This is a genomic window from Pseudonocardia sp. UM4_GMWB1 (assembly GCF_017312155.1).
In the GTDB taxonomy this organism is placed as follows: domain Bacteria; phylum Actinomycetota; class Actinomycetes; order Mycobacteriales; family Pseudonocardiaceae; genus Pseudonocardia; species Pseudonocardia alni.
In genome coordinates, this window is the sequence record NZ_QJPN01000001.1 from 994,967 (window position 1) to 1,021,538 (window position 26,572).

The 26,572-nt window shown below is 74.8% G+C and carries 23 protein-coding genes; 8 read left to right on the top strand and 15 right to left on the bottom strand.

Annotated elements, in window-relative coordinates; all coding sequences use genetic code 11:
- Positions 1-19 precede the first annotated feature (19 nt).
- The 4 genes from DMP15_RS04945 to DMP15_RS04960 form a co-directional block, all read right to left on the bottom strand.
- Complete coding sequence (locus DMP15_RS04945) at positions 20-1,336, bottom strand: iron-containing alcohol dehydrogenase (protein ID WP_100878859.1); 1,317 nt, start codon at positions 1,334-1,336, stop codon at positions 20-22.
- Positions 1,337-1,527: 191 nt separating this feature from the next.
- The gene (locus DMP15_RS04950) at positions 1,528-2,643 is read right to left on the bottom strand and encodes an XdhC family protein (RefSeq protein WP_073576677.1); all 1,116 of its coding nucleotides are present in this window, start codon (positions 2,641-2,643) and stop codon (positions 1,528-1,530) included.
- The gene (locus tag DMP15_RS04955; RefSeq protein ID WP_083658813.1) at positions 2,636-3,817 is read right to left on the bottom strand and encodes a vWA domain-containing protein; all 1,182 of its coding nucleotides are present in this window, start codon (positions 3,815-3,817) and stop codon (positions 2,636-2,638) included. The genes DMP15_RS04950 and DMP15_RS04955 overlap by 8 nt, the downstream gene beginning before the upstream one ends.
- A 10-nt stretch (positions 3,818-3,827) precedes the next feature.
- Complete coding sequence (locus DMP15_RS04960) at positions 3,828-4,721, bottom strand: AAA family ATPase (protein ID WP_073576676.1); 894 nt, start codon at positions 4,719-4,721, stop codon at positions 3,828-3,830.
- A 578-nt stretch (positions 4,722-5,299) separates the two neighbouring features.
- Here DMP15_RS04960 and DMP15_RS04965 point away from each other — a divergent pair.
- The gene (locus tag DMP15_RS04965; protein ID WP_237453539.1) at positions 5,300-5,830 is read left to right on the top strand and encodes a LysM peptidoglycan-binding domain-containing protein; all 531 of its coding nucleotides are present in this window, start codon (positions 5,300-5,302) and stop codon (positions 5,828-5,830) included.
- 158 nt (positions 5,831-5,988) lie between these two features.
- On the opposite strand, the gene DMP15_RS04970 is transcribed toward DMP15_RS04965, so the two are convergent.
- From DMP15_RS04970 to moaC, 3 genes are read right to left on the bottom strand one after another with little or no spacing between them, the layout of a single operon-like run.
- Positions 5,989-6,438 carry a molybdenum cofactor biosynthesis protein MoaE gene (locus DMP15_RS04970; protein ID WP_073576674.1) on the bottom strand — a complete coding sequence of 150 codons (450 nt, stop codon included), beginning with the start codon at positions 6,436-6,438 and terminating at the stop codon, positions 5,989-5,991.
- On the bottom strand, positions 6,435-6,917 hold the full coding sequence (locus tag DMP15_RS04975) for a MogA/MoaB family molybdenum cofactor biosynthesis protein (protein ID WP_073576673.1): 483 nt from the start codon (positions 6,915-6,917) through the stop codon (positions 6,435-6,437). Before DMP15_RS04975 ends, DMP15_RS04970 begins: the two co-directional genes overlap by 4 nt.
- Positions 6,914-7,423 carry a cyclic pyranopterin monophosphate synthase MoaC gene (gene moaC, locus DMP15_RS04980; RefSeq protein WP_073576672.1) on the bottom strand — a complete coding sequence of 170 codons (510 nt, stop codon included), beginning with the start codon at positions 7,421-7,423 and terminating at the stop codon, positions 6,914-6,916. The genes DMP15_RS04975 and moaC overlap by 4 nt, the downstream gene beginning before the upstream one ends.
- 458 nt (positions 7,424-7,881) lie before the next feature.
- Between moaC and DMP15_RS04985 the strand changes: the two genes are divergently transcribed.
- Entirely contained in the window at positions 7,882-8,487 is a 606-nt protein-coding gene (locus DMP15_RS04985; protein WP_073576671.1) for a LysM peptidoglycan-binding domain-containing protein, read from the top strand.
- Between the two features lie 72 nt (positions 8,488-8,559).
- Here DMP15_RS04985 and DMP15_RS04990 read toward each other — a convergent pair whose 3' ends face one another.
- Positions 8,560-9,162, bottom strand: a complete 603-nt coding sequence (locus DMP15_RS04990) for a nucleotidyltransferase family protein (RefSeq protein ID WP_073576670.1) — start codon at positions 9,160-9,162, stop codon at positions 8,560-8,562.
- 2 nt (positions 9,163-9,164) lie between these two features.
- On the bottom strand, positions 9,165-9,347 hold the full coding sequence (locus DMP15_RS04995) for a hypothetical protein (protein WP_073576669.1): 183 nt from the start codon (positions 9,345-9,347) through the stop codon (positions 9,165-9,167).
- 126 nt (positions 9,348-9,473) lie between these two features.
- Here DMP15_RS04995 and DMP15_RS05000 point away from each other — a divergent pair, with 126 nt between their 5' ends.
- A complete protein-coding gene (locus DMP15_RS05000) occupies positions 9,474-11,792 on the top strand; it encodes a helicase-associated domain-containing protein (RefSeq protein ID WP_337825498.1) in 2,319 nt (772 codons plus the stop codon).
- Between the two features lie 78 nt (positions 11,793-11,870).
- On the opposite strand, the gene DMP15_RS05005 is transcribed toward DMP15_RS05000, so the two are convergent.
- From DMP15_RS05005 to DMP15_RS05020, 4 genes are all read right to left on the bottom strand, one after another.
- Positions 11,871-12,440 (bottom strand): GTP-binding protein, encoded by a 570-nt coding sequence (locus DMP15_RS05005; protein WP_100878854.1) that lies wholly within the window; start codon positions 12,438-12,440, stop codon positions 11,871-11,873.
- A 28-nt stretch (positions 12,441-12,468) separates the two neighbouring features.
- The gene (locus DMP15_RS05010) at positions 12,469-13,173 is read right to left on the bottom strand and encodes a DUF742 domain-containing protein (protein WP_202416244.1); all 705 of its coding nucleotides are present in this window, start codon (positions 13,171-13,173) and stop codon (positions 12,469-12,471) included.
- Positions 13,174-13,250: 77 nt separating this feature from the next.
- Positions 13,251-13,679: a roadblock/LC7 domain-containing protein gene (locus tag DMP15_RS05015; RefSeq protein ID WP_020623626.1), complete on the bottom strand. Its 429-nt coding sequence runs from the start codon at positions 13,677-13,679 to the stop codon at positions 13,251-13,253.
- Complete coding sequence (locus DMP15_RS05020; protein ID WP_073576666.1) at positions 13,676-18,049, bottom strand: nitrate- and nitrite sensing domain-containing protein; 4,374 nt, start codon at positions 18,047-18,049, stop codon at positions 13,676-13,678. The genes DMP15_RS05015 and DMP15_RS05020 overlap by 4 nt, the downstream gene beginning before the upstream one ends.
- A gap of 363 nt (positions 18,050-18,412) precedes the next feature.
- Between DMP15_RS05020 and DMP15_RS05025 the strand changes: the two genes are divergently transcribed.
- The 3 genes from DMP15_RS05025 (at position 18,413) to DMP15_RS05035 (ending at position 21,100) form a co-directional block, all read left to right on the top strand.
- Positions 18,413-20,074, top strand: coding sequence for a DNA repair helicase XPB (locus tag DMP15_RS05025; RefSeq protein ID WP_073576665.1), 1,662 nt, complete (start codon positions 18,413-18,415; stop codon positions 20,072-20,074).
- Between the two features lie 84 nt (positions 20,075-20,158).
- Positions 20,159-20,392, top strand: coding sequence for a hypothetical protein (locus DMP15_RS05030; RefSeq protein ID WP_073576664.1), 234 nt, complete (start codon positions 20,159-20,161; stop codon positions 20,390-20,392).
- Positions 20,393-20,512: 120 nt separating this feature from the next.
- Complete coding sequence (locus DMP15_RS05035; protein WP_337825499.1) at positions 20,513-21,100, top strand: PspC domain-containing protein; 588 nt, start codon at positions 20,513-20,515, stop codon at positions 21,098-21,100.
- 93 nt (positions 21,101-21,193) lie between these two features.
- On the opposite strand, the gene DMP15_RS05040 is transcribed toward DMP15_RS05035, so the two are convergent.
- Positions 21,194-21,802: a TIGR03086 family metal-binding protein gene (locus DMP15_RS05040; RefSeq protein ID WP_073576905.1), complete on the bottom strand. Its 609-nt coding sequence runs from the start codon at positions 21,800-21,802 to the stop codon at positions 21,194-21,196.
- Positions 21,803-21,865: 63 nt separating this feature from the next.
- Here DMP15_RS05040 and DMP15_RS05045 point away from each other — a divergent pair, with 63 nt between their 5' ends.
- A complete protein-coding gene (locus DMP15_RS05045; RefSeq protein WP_073576663.1) occupies positions 21,866-22,831 on the top strand; it encodes a helix-turn-helix transcriptional regulator in 966 nt (321 codons plus the stop codon).
- A gap of 91 nt (positions 22,832-22,922) precedes the next feature.
- Here the strand turns inward: DMP15_RS05045 and groL are convergent, their stop codons facing one another.
- Positions 22,923-24,551, bottom strand: a complete 1,629-nt coding sequence (groL, locus tag DMP15_RS05050) for a chaperonin GroEL (RefSeq protein WP_020622657.1) — start codon at positions 24,549-24,551, stop codon at positions 22,923-22,925.
- 218 nt (positions 24,552-24,769) lie between these two features.
- Here groL and moeA point away from each other — a divergent pair, with 218 nt between their 5' ends.
- Entirely contained in the window at positions 24,770-26,023 is a 1,254-nt protein-coding gene (gene moeA / locus DMP15_RS05055; RefSeq protein WP_073576662.1) for a molybdopterin molybdotransferase MoeA, read from the top strand.
- The last annotated feature ends 549 nt before the right edge of the window (positions 26,024-26,572 follow it).

Below are 26,572 nucleotides of genomic sequence, written 5' to 3' on the forward strand. Positions count from 1 at the left end.
GAGGGCCTCCGTGCGGGCGTCACAGCGCTTCCCGGAACAGGTTCTCGATCTGCTCCACGCTCGCCGTGCGCGGGTTGGTGGTCAGGCAGGCGTCGCCGAGGGTGAGCCGGGACAGCCGCGGGACGTCGGCCTCGCGCACCCCGATCGCGGCGAGCCCGGTCGGGACGCCGACCTCGTCGGCCAGCTTGCGGACCTCGGTCGCGACCATGTCCACGGCCTCGTCGCCGGGCATCCCCGGCCGGGCGGGCAGCCCCATGGCCTGGGCGATCGGGACGAAGCGCGCCGCGTCGGCGTCGGAGGCCGAACCGTTGAACCGGATCACGTGTGGCAGCAGCACCCCGTTGATCAGGCCGTGCGGCAGATCGAGCATGCCGCCGACCTGGTGGCTCATGGCGTGGGTGGCGCCGAGGATCGCGTTCGTGAACGCCAGGCCCGCCTCGAGCGCGGCCTGCGCCATCGCGGTGCGGGGGCCGTCGTCGTGGCGGCGGATCATCGTGGTCGGCAGGTTGGCGTGGACGAGCGCGACCGCGTGCAGCGCGTGGGTGTCGGTCAGCGGGCCGTGGGCCAGCGACACGAACGCCTCGATGCCGTGGGTGAGCGCGTCCAGGCCGGTCGCGGCGTTGAGCCAGTCCGGCATGGTGACGAGCAGCCGCGGGTCGATCACCGAGACGTCCGGGACCAGGGCCCGGCCCATGATGGTGATCTTGGTCAGGCGAGCCGTGTCGGTGATGATGCAGAACTGGGAGACGTCGGCGCCGGTGCCCGAGGTCGACGGCACCATCACCAGCGGCGGGATCGGGTTGGCGATGCGGTCGATGCCCTCGTAGTCGAGGATCGTGCCGCCGTTGGCCGCGAGCAGGGCGACGCCCTTCGCGGCGTCGATCACCGAGCCGCCGCCGACGCCGATCACCACGTCGCAGCCGGAGCTCTCGTAGCGCTCGAACCCGCCCTGGATCTCGTGGTCCTTCGGATTCGGGGTGATCTCGTTCCACAGCTGCGGGCGCAGGCCCGCGGCGCGCAGGTGGCGCAGGAGTTCGGCGGGCCACCCGGCCTCGGTCACCCCCGGGTCGGTGACGACGAACGGCCGGCGCGCACCGAGCCGTAGTGCGGCGTGCGCGGTCTCCGGCAGCGAGTCCGGCCCGAAGACGATCTCCGGGGCGTGGAACTTGGACAGCCGCGGCCGCTCCCGCGGGCGGTGCGCCGCGCGGACGGTGTAGCCCTCGTCGGTGCCGGACGTGCCGGTCTCCCCGTCGAGCACGAGAACGGTCTCCCGTCGCACGGTCCCGCGCGGCCCGTGGTCAGGGGCGACGGAACCGGCGGAACCGGTGAGGACCACGTTGCCCTCCTCCTGCTGCTGCGCGTTGTCGACTCACCACTCGCCGACGGCGAGCGGATCTGTCACGAGCGTGAGGCCCACGGTACAGGGACACCCTGTCCCGCGACCCCCTCGATCGGCGGACGGCGCGCCGATCCGCAGGTCGGAGCCGGGTCGTCGACCGGCTCCGGCCTGGCCGAAAGCGGAGGAGGTCAGGACGCGTGGATGGGCCCCTCGCGTTCGGCCAACCGGATGCCCTCGCCGCCCCAGTGCTGGGCGATCATCTCCGCGGCGATCGACACCGCGGTCTCCTCCGGGGTACGGGCCCCCAGGTCCAGCCCGATCGGCGACGACATCTTCGCGATCTCGGTCTCGGTCACGCCCCGCTCGCGCAGACGCTCGAGGCGGTCGTCGTGGGTGCGCCGCGAGCCCATCGCCCCGATGTAGCCGACCTCGGGCAGCCGCAGCGCGACCTCCAGCAGCGGCACGTCGAACTTCGGGTCGTGGGTGAGCACGCACAGCGCGGTGCGCTGGTCGATCCGGCCCGCGTCGGCCTCGGCCTGCAGGTACCGGTGCGGCCACTCGACCACGACCTCGTTGGCACCCGGGAAGCGGCTCGCGGTCGCGAACACCGGACGGGCGTCGCAGACGGTCACCCGGAAACCGAGGAAGGTGCCCATCCGGGCCACCGCGGCGGCGAAGTCGATCGCCCCGAACACGATCATGCGGGGCGGCGGCGCGAACGACTCGACGAAGATCTGCAGACCCTCCCCGCGTCGCTCGCCGTGGACGCCGTAGGTCAGCGTCGCGTTGCGGCCGGAGTCGAGCAGACCGCGGACGTCGTCGCGCACGGCGTCGTCGATCCGGTCCGAGCCGGTGCCGCCCTCGGTCCGGTCCGGCCAGACGATCAGGCGCCTGCCGAGCAGTTCCGAGGGGCCCGCGACGACCGTGGCCACCGCGACCGGGTCCTCGTCGCGGATCGCCTCGGCGATCCGGCCGAGCTGTGCGTAGGTCTCCGGGGTCACCTTCTCCACGAAGATGTCGAGAATGCCGCCGCAGGTCAGGCCGACGGCGAACGCGTCGTCGTCGGAGACGCCGTAGCGCTGCAGCACCGGTCGTTCCTCGGACAGCACCTGCTGCCCGAGCTCGTAGACCGCGCCCTCGACGCAGCCGCCCGAGACCGAGCCGACGGCCTCGCCCGCCGGGCCGACGAGCATCGATGCCCCCGGCTGGCGCGGTGCGGACCGGAAGGTCCCGACCACCGTCGCGAGCGCGGCCGGCTCACCGTTCTTCCACCAGCCTTCGAGCTGGTCGATCACGTCACGCATTGCGCACCACCTCGAGCAGTTTCTCCAGCGTGTCCAGGCTGTGCCCGGCCAGCAGGTCGTCCAAGTGCGGAAGGGCCGCGACTATTCCCCCCTGGACCGGGGCGTAGCCGTCCTTGCCCGCGTGCGGGTTGACCCAGACCAGCCGGTGGGCCAGCCGGGACAGCTGCTCGGCCTGGGTGCCGAGCAGCTCGGTGCCGCCGCGCTCCCAGCCGTCGGAGAAGACGACCACGACCGCCCGCCGGGCCGCACCGCGGCGTCCCCAGCGGTCGACGAAGGCCTGCAGCACCTCGCCCAGCCGGGTGCCGCCCGACCAGTCCGGGATCGCCCTGCCCGCGGCGCGCAGCGCGTGCTCGGGGTCGCGCAGCCGCAGCTCACGGGTGATGCGGGTGAGCCGGGTGCCCAGGGTGAACGCCTCGACCGAGCGCGGCGAGCGACGGACGACGACGTGGGCGAAGCGCATCAGCGCGTCCGCGTAGGGCTCCATCGACCCCGAGACGTCGATCAACAGCACGACCTTGCGCGGCCGGCGCGAGGTGTCGCGCCGGGCCAGCCGGAAGATCTCGCCCTGGTTGCGCAGCGCCGCGCGCAACGTGCGCTGCGGGTCGGCCTCCCCGTGCCGGTTGCGCCTGCGGCGCCGCGACGCCCGGGTCGGCGGCTCCGGCTTCAGCAGGGTCATCAGCCGGCGCAGGTGCTCGCGCTCGGCGGGGGAGAGCTCCCCGAGGTCGCGGTTGCGCAGGATCTCCGCGCCGGTCGCGGCGGCCTTGATCTGCGGGCCGTCGGTGTCGTCGGAGTCGTCCTCTCCGCCCTCGCTGCCGGGCAGTAGCGCGGCCAGCTTCGGCGGTGCGGGCGGGCGGTCGTCGCGGTTGCTCGACGGGCGGTTGCTGGTCGGCTCGAACCAGGACGGGAACGCCAGGTCGTACCGGACGATGTCGTCGGGGTCGGCGCACAGCGTCAGCCGGCCGGCCCAGTACGCCTGGTCCCGGTCGGTGACCTCCAGGGTGTCGAGCGCCTGCAGGTAGGCGGTCACCCGGTCCTGGGTGACCGGGACCCCCGCCGCGCGCAGGACCTCGGTGAACCCGACGAATCCGGTCAACAGCTCGTCGGTGGTGCCGGTGGGCTCCGCCGCGGGCGGCCGTGGCGGGGCCGCCGGGGACGGGCTCGGGGGGACGGTCATCGCGGCCGGGTCAGGACGCCAGCAGGGTGTCGAGCTGCTTGTGGACCCGGTCGGCGTCCTCCCGGTACTTGAGGACGGCGCCGAGGGTGCGCGCCGCCGACTCCGGATCCAGGTGCCGGGCACCGATCAGCTGCAACGCCCGGGCCCAGTCCAGGGTCTCCGCGACACCCGGGGGCTTGATCAGGTCGGCGTGGCGCAGCTTCTGCACGGCCCGCGCGACCGACGCGGCGAGGCGCTCGGGCACCTCGGGCAGCCTGCTGTGCAGGATCTCGATCTCGCGCTCGATGTTCGGGTGCTCCAGCCAGAGATAGAGGCAGCGCCGCTTGAGCGCGTCGTGCACCTCGCGCGTCCGGTTCGAGGTGAGGACGACGACCGGTGGCGTCGTGGCGCGCACCTCCCCGAGCTCGGGGATGGTCACCGCGTGCTCGGTGAGGACCTCCAGCAGGAAGGCCTCGAACTCGTCGTCGGCGCGGTCGATCTCGTCGATGAGCAGCACCGACGGGCTGGTGCGCAGCGCCTGCAGGATCGGGCGGGACAGCAGGAAGCGCTCGTCGTAGAGGCCGGCCTCGACGGTGTCCGGATCGAACCCGTCGCGCCCGCTCGCGGCCTCCAGGGTGCGCAGGTGCAGCAGCTGGCGGGGGAAGTCCCAGTCGTACAGGGCCTGACCGGCGTCGATTCCGTCGTGACACTGCAGGCGGATGAGCGGTGCGTCCAGCGTGGCGGCCAGTGCCTGGGCCAGCGCGGTCTTGCCGGTCCCCGGCTCGCCCTCGCAGAAGAGCGGACGGTTCATGCGCAGGGCGAGGAAGGCCGCCGTCGCGAGACCGTCGTCGGCGAGGTAGCCGGTCGCGCGCAGCGCGTCGGCGAGCTCGGCCGGGCTCCCGGGGCCGGGTGCAGGTTCGTTCACCGAACCAGCATGCAGGACGAGCGGTGAACGCGGCCACAGCAGGAGGGTCCCTCCTCCCCGCGCGGGCGGGTCCGGGACCTCCCCGTGACGACGAACGAGGCCCCCGGAAGGTTCGAGTTGCTTCCGGATCAGAAATGTTCACGACCACGTGATAGGTCCGTGATGTGACGTCGTTGACCAGTGCGTTTAGGGAGAATCTGATAATTACATCGTTGTCACAGTGATTCCGCTCACGGGCCCCTTCATTGACGAATTCTTTCCGCGCATTCACCTTTCTCGTCGGCCGGTCCACCGGAGCGGCCGCCTGAACGAGTCACACATCCGGACCCGCCGCGCCGAACCACCCCCGTCCCGCGGCTGTCCGGTCCGTCGAGGAAACGGAACGGGACGGGGACGAGAGAGACCACCTCCGCGGGCGTCATGGACGTCGCTCCCCGGTCCCGATCGACGCACCCGCGACGACACGGTGGGCACACCTGTGCCCTGGGGACCTCCTGCGCGGAGTGTGCGTGTCCTCGGGACGGCGCGGTGGGAGCGGAACAATGACCAAGGGACCCAAGGGCCGAAGTCTCCTGCGCATGGCTGCGGCGGGTGTCGTCGCGGTCGGCGCGACGGCTGCGATCGCCGGTACCGCCAACGCCGCCCCGGACAGCGTCTGGGACCAGCTCGCCGAGTGCGAGAGCGGCGGGAACTGGTCGATCAACACGGGTAACGGGTACCACGGTGGGCTGCAGTTCTCGCCGTCCACCTGGTCCGCCTACGGCGGCCAGGGCTCGGCGTACAACGCGAGCCGCGCCGAGCAGATCGCCGTCGCCGAGAAGGTGCTGGCCGCTCAGGGCTGGGGCGCCTGGCCGTCCTGCTCGAAGAAGCTGGGCATCACCGGTCACTCGGCCGACACCAGCAAGCGTGTGAAGGCGTCGGCCCCGGCCGCCTCGGCGCCGAAGAAGAAGGCGGCCGCCCCGGCCGCCGGCGGTTACACGGTGAAGTCGGGCGACACCCTCGGGAAGATCGCCGCCGCGAACGGCACCTCCGTCGCCGCGCTGGCCGCCGCGAACGGCATCGGCAACGTGAACGTGATCAGCGTCGGCCAGGTCCTGAACCTCGGCTGATCCCGACGACCGTCCCCGGACCGCCATCCGGGACGGACGACACGGGGTGCGCGGTGTCCCCAGCACCCGCCCCGGCGGACGACGGCCCGGGTCCTCCTCCCCCCTCGCGGGGAGGCGGACCCGGGCCGTTCCGTCGTTCCGGGGGTGCGCGGCCGGGCTCAGGTCGAGTTGACCCACTCGTCGGAGCCGTCGGCGAACCGCTGGTGCTTCCAGACCGGCAGCAGCCGCTTCACCTCGTCGACGAGCTCGGCGCAGGCGGTGAACGCCTCACGGCGGTGCTCGGCGGCGACGGCGCAGGCGAGGGCGACCTCGCCGATGTCGAGCGGGCCGACCCGGTGGCTGACCGCGAGCGCCCGGACGCCGGGGGAGCGTGCGGCCACCTGCTCGGCGACCTCGGTGACGATCCGGGCGGCCGTCGGGTGCGCGCTGTACTCCAGCCCGTGCACCGACTTCCCGCCGTCGTGGTCGCGCACGACGCCGGCGAAGGTGACGACCGCGCCGGCCGCGGCGTGCTCGACCAGGCGGGCGTGCTCGTCGACGTCGAGCGGCTCCTCGCCGACGGCCGCACGCAGGACCGTCGCGGTCCGCGTGGTCGCGGGATCGGTCATCGGTGGTCTCCTCCGTGCAGCTGGTCGACCGCGTGGTCGAGGACCCCGGCGAGCACGCCGAGGCCGTCCTTCACTCCGCCCGGGGAGCCGGGCAGGTTGACGATCAGGGTGCGGCCCGCGACCCCGGCCAGGCCGCGGGAGAGCACTGCGGTGGGCACCTTCTCCTCCCCGGCGCGGCGGATCGCGTCCGCCAGGCCCGGGATCTCGTGGTCGAGCACGGCCCGGGTGACCTCGGGGGTGGCGTCGGTGGGGGAGATGCCGGTGCCCCCGGTGGTGACGACGACCGCGACCCCGTCGGCGACGGCCGTCCGCAGTGCCTGCCCGACCGGCTCGCCGTCCGGCACGACGACCGGGTCCGGGGTGTCGTAGCCGCGCTCGCGCAGCCAGGCGACGATCGGCGGCCCGCCGCGGTCGGTGTAGACGCCCGCCGCGGCCCGGTTGGACGCGGTGACGACCCGGGCGGTGCGCGCGGCGGTCATGCCCCGCGCTCCCACAGCCCGGTCTTGCCGCCCTCCTTGCGCTCGACGCGCACGGCGTCGAGCACGGCGGCCGGGTCCACGGCCTTGATCATGTCGTGCAGGGTGAGCCCGGCGACGGCGACCGCGGTCAGCGCCTCCATCTCCACCCCGGTGCGGTCGGTGGTGCGGACCTCGGCGCGGATGGCGACCCGGCCGGCGTCGCCGTCGGTGGCCGGGGTCAGGTCCAGCGTCACCCCGCTGATCGCGATCGGGTGGCAGAGCGGGACGAGGTCCGGGGTGCGCTTGGCGCCCATGATCCCGGCGATGCGGGCGGTGGCGAGCGCGTCGCCCTTGGGGAGGCCGTCGGTCTCCAGCAGGTGCACGACCTCGGCCGTGGTGTGCACGGTCCCGGTCGCGACGGCGGCGCGGCGGCCGGGCGGCTTGTCGGAGACGTCGACCATCCGGGCCGCCCCGGCGTCGTCGACGTGGCTGAGCGCGGGGCCGGGCCGGTTGTGCTCGGTGGTCACGACCCCGACAGTACGGGGGGCGCCGGTAGGGCGGCCCCCGCCACTCCGTGTGCACGGGCCGGGGCCCCCGGATGGCCCAGTCGCTGTGATCTGTATCACGTTTGTGGAACCGATCGCACTGTTTGCACGAACGTTTCTCGTTCGTGATCGGGGCTCGTCACCTGCGCAAACGCATTGCCCGAACATCATGTGTCCGGTACGTCCGACGCCACGCCGTGTCGCCGTCGACTTTCGCGTCGTCCTGACGTGACCTACCTTCGATCCCGGCTCGGCCGACTCCCCCATGCGGCCGGGCTCCGGTGCCGCAACGCTCCCTGTCCGGCGGTCCACCGGCCCCCGAGGTATCGGTGTGGGACAGGGCCGATCGACAGACGGATCGGTGGCCGCTCCCCCGGCCGCCGGAACGGGCACCCATTCCCCGGGTGCGGTTCGGGACGCGTCACGCGGGAGAGCCAGCCATGCCTCGTTACCGTGGGAAACACCGCAAACCGAGCACCGCCGGCCGCACGATCGCCCGGACCGCCGTCGCCGGTGCCGTCCTCGGCGCCCCGATGCTGGCGGTCGTGGGCACCGCGAACGCCGCCACCGACTCCACCTGGGACTCCCTCGCACACTGCGAGAGCACCGGGAACTGGGCCGCGAACACCGGCAACGGGTACTACGGCGGCCTGCAGTTCAGCCCGAGCACCTGGAAGGCCTATGGCGGCGGCGAGTACGCCACGTCGGCGCACCAGGCCACCCGGGCCCAGCAGATCGCCGTCGCCGAGAAGGTCCTGGCCGCCCAGGGCTGGAACGCCTGGCCGTCGTGCTCGTCCAAGACCGGCGCGTCCGGGTCCGCCACGCCGCGGACCCTGGAGACCGACTCCGGCACCCGGGCCCCGGAGCGTGTGAAGGCCAGCGCCCCCGCGGCGTCGTCCGGCGGCACCTACACGGTGAAGTCCGGCGACACGCTGGGACAGATCGCGGCCGCGCACGGCATCGCGAACTGGAAGGACCTGCTGTCCAAGAACCCGGGCCTCGGTGCCGGGCACCTGATCACCCCCGGCCAGGTCATCAACACCTGATCCCGGCACGACGACGCCCCGGTCCCTCCGCGAGGGACCGGGGCGCACGTGTGTCGGGGCCGGTGCGGTGGTTCAGGTACCGGCGAGGCGGCGCAGCTGCCCGGGGGTGTCGACGTCGTCCGGGACGGCGACGTCGCCGCACTCGACCAGCTCCACGTCGGAGCGGCCCGCCAGGTAGTCACGGGCGCCGGAGTCCCCGGAGGACAGCGCGACGACCCCGGACCAGTGGTCCCGGCCGAGCAGGACCGGGTGCCCGGGGACGCCGTCGAACGCGGCGCGCCGCAGCGACGACGGCCCGGCGCCGTCGACGACCCGGCGGATCGCCTCCGGCCCGATGCCCGGCAGGTCGACCAGGTGCACCAGCGCCGCGCCGGTGCCGGGCAGGTGGGTCAGCGACCCGAGCCCGCGCCGCAGCGACGCGCCCATGCCCTCGTCCCAGTCCTCGGCGACCACGACACCGACGTCACTGCCGTCGGTGCCGAGGCCGGCGCCGCGCAGCACGTCGGTGACGTCGTCGGCGCGGGCGCCGAGCACGACGGTGACCGGGCCGCACCCACCCGCCTGCAGCGCCTTCACCGCCCGCACCGCGAGCGGCTCACCGTGCAGTCGGACCAGCGCCTTCGGGGTGCCCATGCGGCGCCCGGCGCCGCCCGCGAGCAACAGGCCGGCGACCACGGTCAGCGGTTGATCTCGGTGACCGGGTGCTCGTAGGGCACGCTGGCGACCGGGAACTCGATGTCGCCGAACGGCGACATGTTTCCCTGGACGCTGCCCAGGAGCTCGGTGACCGGGTGGTCGCCCTCGTCGGAGTGCGGCCACTCCGGGTGGATCCGGTCCTGCTTCGCGGGCTTGGCGGCCATCGCGTCCTCCAGCGTCGTCGTCCGGTCCCGGGCGGGACCGCGGCAGTCTCCTGTGCCCAGTATCGCGGACGCGGGCGCGGCTGTCCGCCCCGGTGCGCCCGCGATCGTCCGACTACCCTGGCGATGATGCAGACGTCCCTGGTCGAGTGGTTGCGCGGGCAGGACGACGGGTTCCTCGCCGCGCTGCTGCGCGCGCGTCCGGACCTCGCCGTCCCGCCCCCCGGCGACCTCACCGTGCTCGCGACCCGCGCCTCGATCCGGGCGTCGGTGCAGCGCGCCTGCGAGGACCTGGGCACCGTCGCGCTGACCGTGCTGGACGCGCTGGTGCTGGCGTCGGCCTGGCGGACCCCGGCCGACGCGACGACGCCCGGCGCGGGCCTGCGCGGCTGGCTCGGCGCCGACGTCGACGCGGCCACCGTCGCCGAGGGACTCGCCGCGCTGCGCGACCGCGCGCTGGCCTGGGGCCCGGACGACGCGGTGTCGCTGGTCCCTGCGGCCGCCGACGTCGTCGGGCCGTGGCCCGCCGGGCTCGGCGCCCCCGCCACCGGTGCGGCGGCGGGACCCGAGCTCGACACGCTGCTCGCCGGGGTGGGCGACGACGAGCGCAAGGTCCTCGAGGTGCTCGCCCAGGGCCCGCCGGTCGGCCGCTCCCGCAACGCGAACGGCTCGACCGGGCCGGTCGGGTCACTCGTCGAGAAGGGACTGCTCACGCGCCGCGACGCCGACACCGTCGAGCTGCCCCGCCAGGTCGCGCTCGCCCTGCGCGGCGACCGTCCGATGGGGTCGCTGGACCTGTCCCGGCCGGACGTCCCGCTGCGCGTGCGGGAGACCCCGCTGGTCGACGGCACCGGCGCGGGGGCCGCGCTGGAGTTCCTGCGTCGCACCGACCTGCTGCTGGAGTGGCTGGCGCGGGAGTCGGTGCCGGTGCTGCGCTCGGGCGGGTTCGGCGTGCGCGAGCTCAAGCGTGCGGCGAAGGCGGCCGACACCGACGAGCCGACCGCCGCGCTGGTCCTGGAGATCCTGCACGCCGCGGACCTGGTCGGAGCGACCGAGTCGGTGGCACCCGAGTGGCTGCCGACCACCACGTGGGACGTCTGGGGGACCGGCCCGGAGGAGTCCCGCTGGGCGGTGCTGGCCCAGGCCTGGCTGGAGCTGCCGCGCCTGCCCGGGCTGGTGGGGCGCCGCGACGAGACCGGCAAGCCGATCACCGCCCTGTCCGACGGGCCGCGCCGTCCCCCGGCCGCCCGGGACCGCCGTCGGGTCCTGGACGCGCTCGCCGACCTCTCGCCCGGCACCTCGGTGGGGTCGCCGGAGGACCTGGCGCGGCTGCTGGCCTGGCACGCCCCGCGCCGCGGCGGACGGCTGCGCGACGAGACGGTCGGCTGGACCGTCGCCGAGGCCACCGCGATCGGCGTGGTCGCCCTCGACGCGCTCACCACGGCCGGGCGGGTGCTGCTCGACCCGGCCCTGCGCCCGGACCCGGCGCACCCCACCCGGCACCCCACCGAGCTGGCCGCGACGCTGCACGCGGCGCTGCCCACCCCGGTGGAGGAGATCCTGCTCCAGGCCGACCTGACCGCCGTCGCACCCGGGCGGCTGTCGGCGGACCTCGCGCACGAGCTCGCGATCCTGGCCGAGGTCGAGTCCGCGGGCGGCGCCACGGTGTACCGCTTCACCGAGCGCAGCCTGCGCCGGGCGCTGGACACCGGCCGCACCGCCGACGACGTCCGCGAGATCCTCGAGGCCCGTTCCCGCACCCCGGTCCCGCAGACCCTGACCTATCTCGTGGACGACGTCGCCCGCCGGCACGGCAGGCTGCGCGGCGGCGCGGTCAGCTGCTTCCTGCGCTCCGACGACGAGGTGCTCCTGTCCGAGGTGCTCGCGCACTCCGCGGCCGAGGAGCTGGGGCTGCGCCGGATCGCCCCGACCGTCGTGGTCAGCTCGCTGCCGCTGGCCGAGGTGCTCGACGGGCTGCGGGCGGCCGGCTTCAGCCCGGCCGCGGAGGACGCGGTCGGCGCCGTCGTCGACCTCGGGCCGAAGGGGCGGCGCACCGAGCCGCGGCTGCGTCGCGGCACCCGGGACGCCGGCCGGGTCGTCGACCGGTCCCCGACGGACCGGGCCGAGGAACTCGTCGAGCGGCTGCGGGCGGGGGACCGCCTGGCCGGGGTACGCGACAGTGTCGCCGGGCGGCGTGAACTCACCGGCGCGACCGGGAACCTGGCCTCGCTGCAGGAGGCGGTGCGCGAGGGCCGGACCGTGTGGATCGGCTACGTCGACGCGCACGGCGTCGCCGGGGACCGGGTGCTCGCGCCGGTCTCGGTCGGCGGCGGGTACGTGGAGGGCCGTGACGCGCTCGACGGCGAGCTGCGCCGCATCCAGCTGCACCGGATCACCTCGATCGCCCCGGTGGACGCCGGATCGGAGCAGCCGGCCGGACGCGACTAGCCCCGGACGCGGTACCGCGGCGGCGCCGGCACACGATGTGCCGGCGCCGCCGCGGTGTCCGGGTCGGTCGGGTACGGGTCAGCGCGCGCCGGCGGCCATCCGCTGGTGCATCGCGTGCTGCACCAGCGCGATCAGGGTCTCCTTGGTCGACTGCCGGTGCCGGGCGTCGCACACGACCATCGGGACGGCCGGGTCGATCGACATCGCCTCGCGCACGTCATCGAGGGTGTGCTGCAGCTGCCCGTCGAAGGCGTTGACCCCGACGACGTAGGGCAGGCCACGGTCCTCGAAGAAGTCGATCGCGGCGAAGGAGTCGGCCAGGCGCCGGGTGTCGACGAGGACGACGGCGCCGATCGCGCCGCGGACCAGGTCGTCCCACATGAACCAGAACCGCTGCTGGCCCGGCGTTCCGAACAGGTAGAGCACCAGGTCGGTGTCCAGCGAGACGCGACCGAAGTCCATCGCGACGGTCGTGGACCGCTTGTTGGGGGTGGCGGAGAGGTCGTCGTGCGACGCGCTCGCCTCGGTCATCACCGCCTCGGTGGTCAGCGGCATGATCTCCGAGACCGATCCGACGAAGGTGGTCTTCCCGACGCCGAACCCACCGGCCACCACGATCTTGGCCGACATCGTCGCGGCACGGGCCATCCCGGCCGCGGGCTGGGGCGGCTGTGGCCTAGAGCCGACGGAGTCCACTCAACACCCTTTCCATCAGCGCGAGGTCCGGCGCGTTGCCGGGGGTGCTCGCGGTCTGGTGAACGGTCACCGTGCCGTTCGAGGCCATGTCCCCGAGCAGCACCCGGGCCACGCCCAGGGGGAGCGACAGCAGCGCCGCGACCTCGGCCACCGAGCGGGTCTGCTCGAGCAGCAGGTCGGCGACGGAGCGGTGCTCCATCGGCAGCCGTTCCAGCTGGCTGCGGGCTCGGTTGCTGACCGAGACCAGGGTCTCGACGGCCAGCTCGTAGCCCGACTTGGTCCGTCCCCGCGTCCAGGCGTAGGGCCGGACGAAGGCGGCGCCACCCGCGGACGGGGGCACCGGCGGCGGCGCTGCCACTGGGTCGTGCGCGGGGCCGGGCCCCGTGTTCTGTGCCGGGTACGGCGACGGCCGGTCCGGCCGGTCACCGGTCCGCTGGGCCTCCAGCTCGTCCGGGGTGGGCGGCAGCCCGTAGGCCGCCGATCCGCCGAGGGGGCCGGTCACCTCGGCCGGGTTCGGCGATGGGACCGGGCGCCCGGGGGCCGCGACCTCCGGCTCGACGTCGTCCTCCGGACGGTTGCGCCCCCATCGGCGCTTCTTCGGCTTGCGCTTGGAGTCCAGGCTGAACCCGTTCATGACGTCGGCGAACGTCGGCTCGGGGCCGTGTCCGCCCGGGTCCTGGGTCATCGGATCTCACCCGCTCTGGTCGATCCTGGGATGGGGTGCATGACGGTAACGCGTCCTGAGGGTCCGGAGTCGCGGCCTCAGGGCCCGAACGAACCCTGCAGCTCGGCGCGCAGCTCCGGGGTGAGCAGCTGGCCGACCCGGTCGACCAGCAGCGTCATCTCGTAGCCGACGAGGCCGATGTCGCAGCTCGGCGAGGCGAGCACGGCCAGGCAGGAGCCGTCGCTGATCGACATGAGCAGCACGATCCCGCGGTCCATCTCGACGACGGTCTGCACGACGCCACCGGCGTCGAAGCAGCGCGCGGCGCCCTGGGTCAGGCTGACCAGACCGGATGCGACGGCGGCGAGCTGGTCGGCCCGGTCGCGCGGCAGCCGGTCGGATGCGGTCAGCAGCAGCCCGTCGGTCGACACCACGATGGCGTGCGCGACACCCGGGACGCGCTCCGCGAAGTTGGTGACCAGCCAGCCGAAACGGCTCTGGCTCGGCTGTGCCTGCGGTGCCCTCACTGGTTCTCCTCGGGGTCGGACGAGTTCGGTCGGTCCGCGGCGGGCTCGGGGGTGCCGGTCGCGGTGGTGTCCTGCGGGGCACGGGTGCCCTGCCGGTCGTGCTGGTCCTGCGGGTCGTGCTGCTCGGAGTCGCCGTCGACCGTGTCCGTCGTGCCGGCCAGTGCGTTGCGGCGGACACCGGAGGCGCTCTCCCGGCCCTGACGCACGCCCTGCTGGTAGCTGGCGAGACGGCCACGGACGCTCTCGGCGTCCCTCGGCTCCGCCGGAGCGGGGCTGAGCACGGTCGATCCTGCCGCACTGCCCGGGAGCAGTCGCGCCCGCGGGCGTCGCTTGGGCAGTCCGGCGGTCGTCAGGTCGTCACCGGCGGTCTCCGACTCGTCGCCGTCGGTGGCCTCGCGGGCCTGACGCCAGACGTCGTCGGCGGGGGAGGCGAAGCCCGACGGGGGCGCCGGGGCGTCGGCCGCGGGTGCCGCGGCACCCGCCGGGGCGCCGTCGTTCGGGCCGGCGCCGTCCTGCCAGCGGACCGGCACCGAGCGGTTCGAGCGGAACCAGGCCGAGGCGATGTCGTCGAAGATCGGGGTGGTCTGACCCATGTCGAACCCGGTCTGGGCCCGGGCCGACTCGACCGCCCCGGGGCGCCGGAGCTGACCCCGGTCGCCCTCGACGGGCACCTTCGGTGCGAACAGCGCGTCCTGCGAGGAACCGGCGGCGTTCGCGGCCAGGCCCGCCGGGCCCGCGGCCCGGCCACCCTCCCGCTTCGGCAGCGGTGCGGGCGCCTGCCGGCCCGGCGCCTGCTGCACCGGACGCTCCTGCGGAGCCTCCGGGTGCGGCGCCTGCTGGACCGGCTGCGCCTGCTGGGGGGCGGGCTGCTGCGGTCCGCGGGCCAGTGCCGGGGGCGGGCCCTGGCGGCCGGGCCCACGGGTGGGCAGCGCCGGTCCGGCGCCGCGGGCCGGCATGACCGGGCGTCGCGACGGGGAGGGACGGGACCCGTTGGTGCGGGCCGGGAGCGGCCCGCCCATCGGTGTACGGCCGGACGGGCGGATCGTCGGGAGTGCCGCGGTCTCGGGTTCGGTACCGGCGGAGCCGCCGTCCCCGGATCCGGTTTCCCCGGAGCCGTTGTCCGCGGCTGCGCCGTCCACGGACGCGGTGTCCGCGGGACGGTCGCCGTCGGCGCCGGTCCCGGGGGCGTCCGTGGACGCGGCCGTGCCGGTGGTGTCGTCCTCGGCGGGGTCGGTCGCGGTGCTGCCCGCACCGGTGGCGTCGACCCCGGTGGCGTCGACGTCGGTGTCGTCGGACGGGGTGTGGCCGGACGGGGCGCTCACGTCGGTGCCGGCCGCGTCCGCGGCTCCGGTCCCGTCGTGGGCGTGACCGTCGGTCCTGCGGGCGTCGGTGCGGTCGCCCGGGGCCGGAGGGAACGGCGCGATGCCGTTCGTCCGGGCCGCGAGCGGTGTCTCCTCCGGGGCGGTCCCATCGGTGTCCCGGTCGGTGTCCCCGTCGGTGGCCCGGGAGTCCACGGAGCCGTCGGTGTCCGGGTCGGTCCCGTCCGGACCGTCCTCGGTGACGGCGTCGGCGTCGGTCTTCCCGGAGCCCTCGTCGCCGGCCGGGGTCCGCCGGTGGTCCTCGGGGCCGTCACCGATCGCCCGGTCCAGGACGACGGTGTCGTCCATGTCGCGGTCGGCGCGGGCCCGGGCCGCGGCGGCCGCCGCAGCGGCACCCGCCAGCCCGAGCGCGGCCGCGGCCGACGGGGCTGCGGTGCCGCCGGAGCGGTCCGCGTCACCGTCGGTGTCGGTGTGGTCGGTTCCCTCGGCGGGGACCGCGGCCTCGGTCTCCTCGGTGTCCGTGAGGGATCCGGCGCCGGTGCCCGTGTCGTCGGACGGGCGGTCACCGTCGCCGGACGGGGCCGGGCCGGTGCCCCGGAACGCCTCGGCGCCGTGCGGGGCGTCGCCGTCGGCGGGGCCGGAGCCGGCCTCGTCGGCCGGGGTGAAGACGTCGGCCGGGGTCCGCCCGTCGCGTGCGCCGTCCTGCGACGGCGCGAAGGCCGACAGACCCTGCGGAGCGGACCCGTTCAGGGTCGGGGCCGACCCGTCGGCGGTCTGCTCGCCGGCGTCGCCGGGGGCCGCGTTCTTCGTCAGCGACGACCCCGGACGGCGCGTCGGCAGGCTCGAGGCCGAGCCGTTGCGCGCGGTCGTGGACGAGGGCGTGCCGGCCTCGAAGGTCGGGGTCATCGGGCCGTCGGAGCCCGCGACCATCGACGGCAGCGACCCACCGCGACCGTTCCCGTTCACCGCGACCTGGGAGTCCGGCCGGGGTCCGTCGGGCGCTCCGCCGCCGGTCAGCGCCGGGGCCGGCTGCGGGGCCTGCTGCCCGCCACCCTGGGGCGGCACGCCGCCCCAGCTGCCCGGGTCGCCGTCGCTGCGCTGTTCGGGCAGCTGCGCGGAGGGCACCAGCTGCGGCGGGACGGTCACCGAGGCGCTCAGCCCACCCGAGCCGCCGCCGACGGCCGCCGAGGCGAGCCGGACGCCGACGCGGTGCCGTGCGGCCAGCCGGCCGACCACGAACAGGCCCATCCGCCGGGAGGCCGACACGTCGACCTCGGCCGGGCCGGACAGACGCTGGTTGGCGTCGACCAGCTCGGAGTCGGTCATGCCGACACCGCGGTCGGAGATCTCGACCAGCAGCGACTCGTCGGCTGTGCGGGTCGTCGACATGACGACCTGCGAGTCCGGCGGCGAGAAGTTCGTCGCGTTGTCCAGCAGCTCGGCGAGCAGGTGGACGAGGTCGTTCGCGGCGCGACCGGCGATCGTCGCGTTCGGCGGGGTCTGCACGACGACCCGCTGGTACTGCTCGACCTCCGACACCGCGGCCCGCAGGACGTCGACGACCTGCACCGGCGCAACGTTCCGCTTCGCCAGGTCGGTGCCCGCGAGGACCAGCAGGTTCTCGCTGTTGCGGCGCATACGTGTCGCGAGGTGGTCCAGCTGGAACAGGTTCGACAGCTGGTCCGGGTCCTGCTCGTTGCTCTCCAGCTGTTCGATCAGCTGCAGCTGGCGCTCGACGAGCGCCTGCGAACGGCGGGAGAGGTTGACGAACATCGAGTTGACGTTCTGCTGCAGCGCGGCCTGGTCGGCGGCGAGGCGGATCGCCTGGCCGTGCACGGCGTCGAACGCCCGCGCCACCTGGCCGATCTCGTCGCGGCTGTCCAGCGGGACCGGCTCGACGAGCGCGTTCGGTGCCTGCCCGGAGCGCATGCTCTGCACCGCCGCGGGCAGCTTCTGCTCCGCGACCTCGAGCGCCGAGCTGCGCAGCAGACGCAGCGAACGGACCATCTGACGGCCCAGCAGCAGGATGATGCCCGCGGTCAGCAGGATCGTGAGCATCAGCAGCACGGAGTTGAGGCCCGCGGTGTTGCCCGCCTGCTCGGCGGCCGCGGCCCGGCCGTCGACGAACGCCTGCTCGGCGGCGGCGGTGGACTGGTCCACCGCGGTGACGGACCGGTCGACGGCGGCGTCCCACGCGTTCGGGTCGACCGGCGGCGCGACCCCCGGCGGGACCGAGAGTGCCTGGTCGCGCAGCGCGTTGCGCTCGCCGTTCGCCTGGCCCGCGCCGAAGTTCCCGAAGGACTCGGCCTGCTCCGGGGTCAGCGACGACTGGAAGTCACCGGCCGCGGCCTGGAACGAGGCCTCGGCCCCGGTGACCTGCGCGCGCTGCTGCTCCTCCAGCGTCCCCGCGGCGAGCGCGCCACCGATCACGGTGCGCTCGAGCTGCAGGGCCTCGCGGGCGCTCGACCCGGCGGCGATCGCCGTGGTCAGACCGGCCGTGTCGGCGGTCTGCAGCCGCCCCACCAGCGCCCGGTCCAGCCCCAGCGTGCGCTGGACGACCGCGGTGTAGCGGCCGGTGAGGTCGGCGGCCGCGGTCGGCCCCTCGGCGACCTGCGACCGGATGACCGGCAGCTGACCCAGCGTGGTGTCCGCCTGCCGGCGGGCCGTGGCCAGGTCGGGGGCCTGCTGCTCGGCGGCGTCGAGCCCCGCCGTGGAGGCCTGCAGCGCCTGGTCGGTCGTGGCCTGCGCCCGGTCGACGGCGGCCCGGTCACCGAGCCGGTTCCCCGCCACGAAGCGGACCGCGGCGTCGCGCTCGGTCTGCAGTGCGCCGGTCAGCGTCTCGATCTGGCGGTGCACGTCGACCAGGCCGCTGCCGCGGCCGAGCTCCTCGGCCACGTTGGCCTGGTCGACGACGCGGACGGCGCCGATGGACAGGGCGAGGACCGTGGGCACCAGACCGACGACCGCCAGCTTGGCGACCAGGCTCCAGTTCCGCGGGTCGAGTCGCTCCGACCACGTGCTCGGGCGTTCCGTGCTGGTCACGGTGGTCACGGCGAGATCTCCCTGTCGGTCTCCGGTCCGGGGACGGGCGGCGCGGCGGGCACGAGGTCGGGGAGCATCAGCTGGTCCGGTGCGCCTTTCGGGGTCACGACGGGAACCGCTCGACCACACCACGACCGACACGGGGCGGCGGTTGCCGCGTCCCGGGGGAGTCGGACGGATATGATCGTGCCGGGTCCCGTCTGTGCGTGACGGACGGCTGCCGAGTCTAGCCCCCGGAACCCTCGTCTCCCGAGTGGCGTAGGGCCGGTTGCCTCATGGTCACGTGACGTGACACACGCCGACCGCTCGTCTCCGCTCGGCGTCCGGCGGACCCGTACAGCTCCGTCCCCCGGCCTCGAGAGGATTCGTTCCGTGACCGACGGCCCCCTGATCGTCCAGTCCGACAAGACACTGCTGCTCGAGGTCGACCACCCCGACTCCGCGGCGGCCCGTGCCGCCATCGCGCCCTTCGCCGAGCTGGAGCGGGCACCCGAACACGTCCACACCTACCGGGTCACCCCGCTGGCCCTCTGGAACGCGCGCGCCGCCGGGCACGACGCCGAGCAGGTCGTCGACGCGCTGGTCCGCTGGGCCCGCTACCCGGTCCCGCAGCCGCTCCTGGTCGACGTCGTCGACACGATGGGGCGCTACGGGCGGCTGCAGCTGTCCAACCACCCCGCGCACGGCCTCGTCCTCACCGCGCTGGACCGCGCCGTGCTGGAGGAGATCCTCCGGCAGAAGAAGATCAGCCCGATGCTGGGCGCGCGGCTCGACGACGACACCGTCGTCGTGCACCCGTCCGAGCGCGGGCACCTCAAGCAGGCACTGCTCAAGGTCGGCTGGCCCGCCGAGGACCTCGCCGGGTACGTCGACGGCGAGGCCCACCCCATCGAGCTGGAGCAGGACGGCTGGACGCTGCGGGACTACCAGCGCCACGCGGTCGAGGGGTTCTGGGAGGGCGGCTCCGGGGTGGTCGTGCTGCCCTGCGGCGCGGGCAAGACCCTCGTCGGTGCGGCCGCGATGGCCAAGGCGGGCGCGACGACCCTGATCCTGGTGACCAACACCGTCTCCGGGCGGCAGTGGAAGCGCGAGCTGATCGCGCGGACGTCGCTGACCGAGGAGGAGATCGGCGAGTACTCGGGCGAGAAGAAGGAGATCCGCCCGGTCACCATCGCCACGTACCAGGTCGTCACCCGCAAGACCAAGGGCGAGTACAAGCACCTGGAGCTGTTCGACTCCCGGGACTGGGGCCTGGTCGTCTACGACGAGGTGCACCTCCTCCCGGCGCCGGTCTTCCGGATGACGGCGGACCTGCAGTCCCGCCGCAGGCTCGGCCTCACCGCGACCCTGGTCCGTGAGGACGGCCGCGAGGGCGACGTGTTCTCCCTGATCGGCCCGAAGCGCTACGACGCCCCGTGGCGCGACATCGAGGCGCAGGGCTGGATCGCGCCCGCCGAGTGCATCGAGGTGCGGGTCACGCTGACCGACGCCGAGCGCATGTCCTACGCGACGGCGGACTCCGAGGAGCGCTACCGGACGGCGTCGACGGCGAACACCAAGCTCAACGTCGTGCAGGCGATCCTCGACCGGCACTCCGGGGAGCAGACGCTCGTCATCGGGGCCTACCTGGAGCAGCTCGACGCGCTGGGGGAGAAGCTCGGTGCCCCGGTCATCCAGGGCTCCACCCGCAACAAGGAGCGGGAGAAGCTGTTCGACGCGTTCCGCCGCGGCGAGATCGCGACGCTGGTCGTCTCGAAGGTCGCGAACTTCTCCATCGACCTGCCCGAGGCGACGATCGCGGTGCAGGTCAGCGGCACGTTCGGGTCCCGGCAGGAGGAGGCCCAGCGGCTCGGACGCCTGCTGCGCCCGAAGAACGACGGCCGCCAGGCGCACTTCTACTCGGTGGTGTCCCGCGACACCGTGGACACCGACTACGCCGCGCACCGGCAGCGTTTCCTCGCCGAACAGGGCTACGCCTACCGGATCGTCGACGCCGACGACCTCCTCGGCCCCGCCCTGCCCGACGCCGGCTGAGCCCGCCCCCCCCCGGATCGGGGGCCTCCGTACGGCGCCGATCACGGGCACACTGGTGCGGTCCGCGACGCCCGGGGAGGGCACATGTCGACCGCCCTGTGGATCCTCGTCGGGATCGGGGCATGGCTGGTCCTGGCGGTCGTCGTCGCACTGGTGCTCGGCCGGGTGGTGCGGATGCGGGACCGGCAGGTGCCCGACCCGCCGCACCGGCCGGGCCCGCCGTCCGCGGCCCCGCCGGAGCAGCGCGGCCCGGTCGAGCCGCCGCCCGGCCACCCACCGCCCGGTTCCGGCCCGCCCGGGCCCCGCTCGCCGGGCTGAGCCGCACCGCGACCCCGGGACGCGCGGGGCCGTGCCCCTGAGGCGGGGCGGCCCCGGTTCCGGGTCGGTCTCCGGGCTCGTCCCGAGTCCCGGCGCTCGCCGGGGCGACAGCCTGGAGCCATGGAGAACAACGCGAGCACGACCGGTACGGCACCGACCGGGACCGACGTCCACGACGCCTCGACGGAGGCCGTCGGGGCTGACGACGCCGCGGTGACCGACCGGGTGCCGGTCGCCGCGACGGCCACCGGTCCCGACGCGACCGACCCCGGACCGCTCGGCGCCGCCACCTCCGGCATGCCGGAGGGCGCCGGTACCGCGGGCGCCGGTACCGCGGGCGTCGGTGCAGCGGGACCGGAGGTCCCGCCCACCGGCGCCGGTCCCTCCGACGCGGGCCCGGACGCCGCTGCGGACCCCGGGACCGCCCACCCCGGTCCGGGCGCCGGGGCGCCTTCCACCGCGGGCGCGCCGTACGGCGGAGCCGGGACCCGGACGACGGCGCAGGGGATCGGCGACCGCGTCGCCGCGTTCCGGCTCCGGCGCAGCAGCACCGACCGGATGCTCGGCGGTGTCTGCGGCGGTCTCGCCGCCGACCTGGGAGCGGACGCCGCGCTGCTGCGCATCGCGGTCCTCGTCCTGACCCTGGTCACCGGTGGCGCGGCGGCTCTGGTCTACCTCGCCGCCTGGCTGATCGCACCGGCCGCCTGAGCCGGTGGGGTGGGCGCAGGGCTCCGGCGTCGCGGCTCACGAGGGGGAGCCGCGACGCCGGAGCCCGTCGGTCCGCCCGGCCCGCCCGGCCCGTCAGCCCACCCAGCCCGTCGACACCCGGCCCGACCAGTTCGCCAGCCGCTCGGTCGGCCCCGCCTCCGGGCGGTGCTCCACGACCGGGCCGAACGGCACCGGGCCGCCACGCCGCTCGGCGGGCAGGTACGCGTGGGCGATGGCGAGCGCCGTCGTCGCCAGCTCCCGGTCGGCCTCCGGGTCCTGCCCGGTGGCGACGGCCAGGTCCCACCCGTGCACCAGCGTCTCGTTCAGGTACACGGCCAGCGCGGCCCGCGCCGGGACCTCGCCGAACGGCAGCCGCGCGACCCGGTCGAGCAGTGCCTCGCCGTCCGGGCCGGACCAGACGGCCTGCAGCGCCGCCGCCTCGTCGACGTAGGCCGACACCGGGTCGTCGAGGACGTCGTCGCTGACCAGCGGGGCGGCCATCGGGTCGGTGCCGGTGGCGAGCGCCGCCGGTCTGCGCAGGGTCGTGACCAGGTGCGCGAGCAGGGTGCGGACGTCGAAGTCGTCGCAGGGGGTGGGGTCGGCCATCCGGTCGGCGGGCACGGCCCGGGCGAGACGGGCGACCCAGTCGAGGGCGGCCAGGTAGGCGGGGCGGGGATCGGTGGTGAGCGTCGGGTTCGTCATGGGCGCCAGCGTGCCCGCGATACCCGACATCTCCTGTCGTGATTCCATGACATTCTGCGGGACGTGCGCGCCGACCGGCTCCTGTCCCTGGTGCTCCTGCTGCGCCACCGCGGCCGGACCACCGCCGCCGTGCTCGCGCGCGAGCTGGAGGTCTCCGAGCGCACCGTGCTGCGCGACGTCGAGGCGCTGTCGGCCGCGGGCATCCCGGTCTACGCCGAACGCGGCAGGCACGGCGGCTTCGCACTGCTGCCGGGCTTCACCACCGACCTCACCGGTCTGACCCCGGGGGAGGCGGTCGCGCTGCTCGGCTCCGGCGCGACGTCGACGCCCGGCGCGCTCGGGCTGGGGCCGGAGTTCGCCTCGGCCATGCGCAAGATCGTCGCCGCGCTGCCGGACGCCGCCCGGGAACAGGCCACCGACGCCGCCGGACGGGTGCTGGTCCGGCGCGGCGGCTGGCTGCGCGACACCGACGACGGCGCGACCACCGACGTGCTCACCGCCGTCCAGCGCGCGGTGTTCGGCGGGGTCCGGCTCCGCATCCGCTACCGGACCGGGACCCGGCCGGGCGCGGAGCCCGGGCCCGCCGCCGAACGCGTCGTCGACCCGGTCGGGCTGGTCCAGGCGTCGGGGCGCTGGTACCTGCTGGCGCTGCGCGACGGGGACGACCGCACCTACCGGGTGTCGCGGATCGAGGAGGCCGAGCCGCTGGCCGAGCCCGCGCACCGGCCCGAGGGCGTCGACCTGGAGGAGCTGTGGTTGCGCCGCCGGAAGGACTTCCGGGCGCGGCGGCCCGGGATCCGGGTCCGCCTCGCGCTGCCCGCCGACCGTCGCGACGCGCTGTCCGCCGTCACCGTCGACGAGGAGCGGACACGGGACGGGACGACCGAGGTCGTCGCCGCGTTCGGGGACCTCTTCCACGCCGGGCGGGCGCTGTGGCCGCTGCTGCCGGACGTGCGGGTGCTGGACCCGCCGGAGCTGGTGACGGCGCTGCGGGAGCGGGCACGCGCGGCCGTCGTCGCCCTGGGGTGACGGCGGCCCCCGGACGCGCCGCGGGGGCGGCACCGGCGAACCGGTACCGCCCCCGCGGGGTGGTGCTGTGTGCCTGGTGAGGCAGGACCGATCAGAAGTCCATGCCGCCCATGCCACCGGTCGGGTCGGCGGGGGCGCCGCCGCCCTTCTCCGGCTTGTCGGCGATGACCGCCTCGGTGGTGAGGAACAGGGCCGCGATCGAGGCCGCGTTCTGCAGCGCCGAGCGGGTCACCTTGGCGGGGTCGATGATCCCGGCCTTGATGAGGTCCTTGTACTCGCCGGTGGCGGCGTCGAGGCCCTCACCGGTGGGCAGGTTGCGGACCTTCTCCGCGACGACGCCGCCCTCGAGGCCGGCGTTGACCGCGATCTGCTTGAGCGGGGCCTCCAGCGCGACCTTGACGATGTTCGCGCCGGTGGCCTCGTCACCGTCCAGGCCGAGGCCCTCGAACAGGCCGGCACCGGCCTGGATGAGCGCCACGCCGCCGCCGGCGACGATGCCCTCCTCGACGGCCGCCTTCGCGTTGCGGACGGCGTCCTCGATGCGGTGCTTGCGCTCCTTGAGCTCGACCTCGGTCGCCGCGCCGGCCTTGATGACGGCAACGCCGCCGGCCAGCTTGGCGAGGCGCTCCTGGAGCTTCTCGCGGTCGTAGTCGGAGTCGGTGCGGTCGATCTCGGCGCGGATCTGGTTGACCCGGCCGGCGATCTGGTCGGCGTCACCGGCGCCGTCGACGATGGTGGTCTCGTCCTTGGTCACGACGACCTTGCGGGCGGTGCCCAGCAGGGACAGGTCGGCGGTGTCGAGCTTGAGGCCGACCTTCTCCGAGATGACCTCGCCACCGGTCAGGATGGCCATGTCGGCCAGCATCGCCTCGCGGCGGTCACCGAAGCCCGGGGCCTTGACGGCGACGGACTTGAAGGTGCCGCGGATCTTGTTGACGACCAGGGTGGCCAGGGCCTCGCCCTCGACGTCCTCGGCGATGATGGCGAGCGGCTTGCCCGACTGCATGACCTTCTCCAGCAGCGGGAGCAGGTCCTTGACGGTCGAGATCTTGGAGGAGACGAGGAGGACGTACGGGTCCTCCAGCTCGACCTCCATGCGCTCGGCGTCGGTCACGAAGTAGGGCGAGATGTAGCCCTTGTCGAAGCGCATGCCCTCGGTGAGCTCGAGCTCGAGCCCGAAGGTCTGCGACTCCTCGACCGTGATGACGCCTTCCTTGCCGACCTTGTCCATCGCCTCGGCGATGAGCTCACCGATCTGCGGGTCGGCGGCCGAGATGGAGGCCGTGGCAGCGATCTGCTCCTTGGTCTCGATCTCCTTGGCCGACTTCAGCAGCGCCTGGGAGACGGCCTCGGTGGCCTTCTCGATGCCGCGCTTGAGCGACATCGGGTTCGCGCCGGCGGCCACGTTGCGCAGGCCCTCACGGACCAGCGCCTGGGCCAGCACGGTGGCGGTGGTGGTGCCGTCGCCCGCGATGTCGTCGGTCTTCTTGGCGACCTCCTTCACCAGCTCGGCGCCGATCTTCTCCCAGGAGTCCTCGAGCTCGATCTCCTTGGCGATCGACACACCGTCGTTGGTGATGGTCGGCGCGCCCCACTTCTTCTCGAGCACGACGTTGCGGCCCTTCGGGCCCAGCGTCACCTTGACGGCGTCGGCGAGGGTGTTCATGCCCCGCTCGAGGCCCCGACGGGCCTCCTCGTCGAACGCGATCTGCTTCGCCATGGGGGTGTTGCCCTCCGATAGAGGTGAGTCGAGTGATCGGATGCGGTGCCCGCGACGGACGCCCGGCAACCCTGCGCCGGACTCACCGACCCGACCTTGGCACTCCACGGACACGAGTGCCAGTGGATGCTGAGCCCGTTTCTAGCACTCGCCCGTGGTGAGTGCAAGCGGACCCCGCCGGGCTGCGGGCCGTCCGCGACGGCGGGCAGGATGGGGCCATGAGCACCTGGTCGCAGGCCGGTCCGCGCACCGTCTCCGAGCACGCCGCCGCGGTCGCGGCCCTGCTGCCGCCGACCGGGACCGAGCCGGTCGCGCTGGCCGCCGCGAGCGGCCGGGTGCTGGCCGAGGACCTGACGGCGGGCGTCGCGCTGCCGCCCTTCGACAACTCCGCGATGGACGGCTACGCGGTCCGCGCGGCCGACCTCGCCGGCGCCTCGGCGGAATCGCCGGTGGAGCTCCCGGTCGCGGCCGACATCCCGGCCGGGCGCACCGACGTCCCCGCGCTGGCGCCGGGCACCGTGGCCAGGATCATGACGGGCGCCCCCGTCCCCGAGGGCGCGGACGCGATCGTGCCGGTCGAGCAGACCGACGCCGGTCCCGGCGGCGGGCTCGACCGCGTCCGGATCCACGAGGCGCCGCAGCCGGGCGCGTTCGTCCGCCGGGCCGGTGAGGACGCCGCGTCGGGTGCCGTCGTACTGCGGGCCGGGACGGTGCTGGCCGCGCCCCAGATCGGGCTCGCCGCCGCCGTGGGCCGGGCGGAGCTGCCGGTCCGCCGTCGCCCGCACGTGCTCGTGCTGTCCACCGGCTCGGAGCTCGTCGCCCCGGGTGGCACGCTGGCGCCCGGGCAGATCTACGAGTCCAACGGCACGATGCTCGCCGTCGCGGTCCGGGAGGCGGGCGCGACGGCCGAGCAGCTGTCCTTCGTCCCCGACGACGTCGAGCGGTTCCGTGCGGTGCTCGCGGAGAAGGTCGGCGACGGCGTCGACCTCGTCCTCACCTCCGGCGGCGTGAGCGCCGGCGCCTACGAGGTCGTCAAGGACGCCATGACCGGCCACGGCGTGGAGTTCGGCAAGGTCGCGATGCAGCCCGGCGGTCCGCAGGGCTGCGGCCGGCTCGAGCTGGGCGGGACCGAGGTCGCCACCGTCACCCTGCCCGGGAACCCGGTGAGCTCCCAGGTCTCGTTCGAGGTGTTCGTCCGGCCCGCGCTCCGGGCGGCGGCCGGGCACCCCGCACCGGCGCGGCCGGTGGTGACCGCCCGGCTGTCCGGGACGCTGTCCTCGCCCGCGGGGCGCCGCCAGTTCCGGCGCGGCCTGCTCGACGCCGCCGCCGGGACCGTGTCCGAGGTGGGGTCCACCGGGTCGCACCTGATCGCGGCGCTCGCCCGGGCCGACTGCCTGATCGACCTGCCCGCCGACACCACCTCCGTCGCCGACGGCGAGCAGGTCGCGGTCTGGCTGCTCGACGCCCCGTGACCCGGCGTCCGGTGGTCGCGGCCCGGCGCCGGGCGGTGACACGCGGAGCCGGGCGGGCGGCCAGGGCGTCCGGGCGTCGCGAGCAGGATCGCGCTCTGCGACGGACCCACCACTCGCGCGGACGTGCGGCTGCGCCGAAAGTGTGAGCTGGTTCATAGGCAGTCGGGGCAACGATCTCACCGCGCGCGACGTCCTAGGGGGTGTCCGTTCGGCCGAAAGAGGTAGATCACGGCGGACATCCGTCGTGATCTGGACTGCCGGTCGTCGGAGAGGAATACTTTCCGGTGTGGAGGGGTAGACCCTTTACAGCACAAGACCCACCGCCCGTCGCTGGGGAGCGGACGAGCGGTTCCAAGGCCGGGGTCGTCGTCTCGGGGGACGACGGCCCCGGCCCTTTGTGCTGCCCCCGACCGGCCCGCGGGGTCGCGCACCGCGGGCGGACGGCGTCGGGCACGAACCGACGATCCTGCCACCGGTTCCGTCCCGGCACGGGGACCCCCGGATCCTCGGCGTGTCCCGGTCGTCCCGCCGGACAGCCGTCCGCGGCGC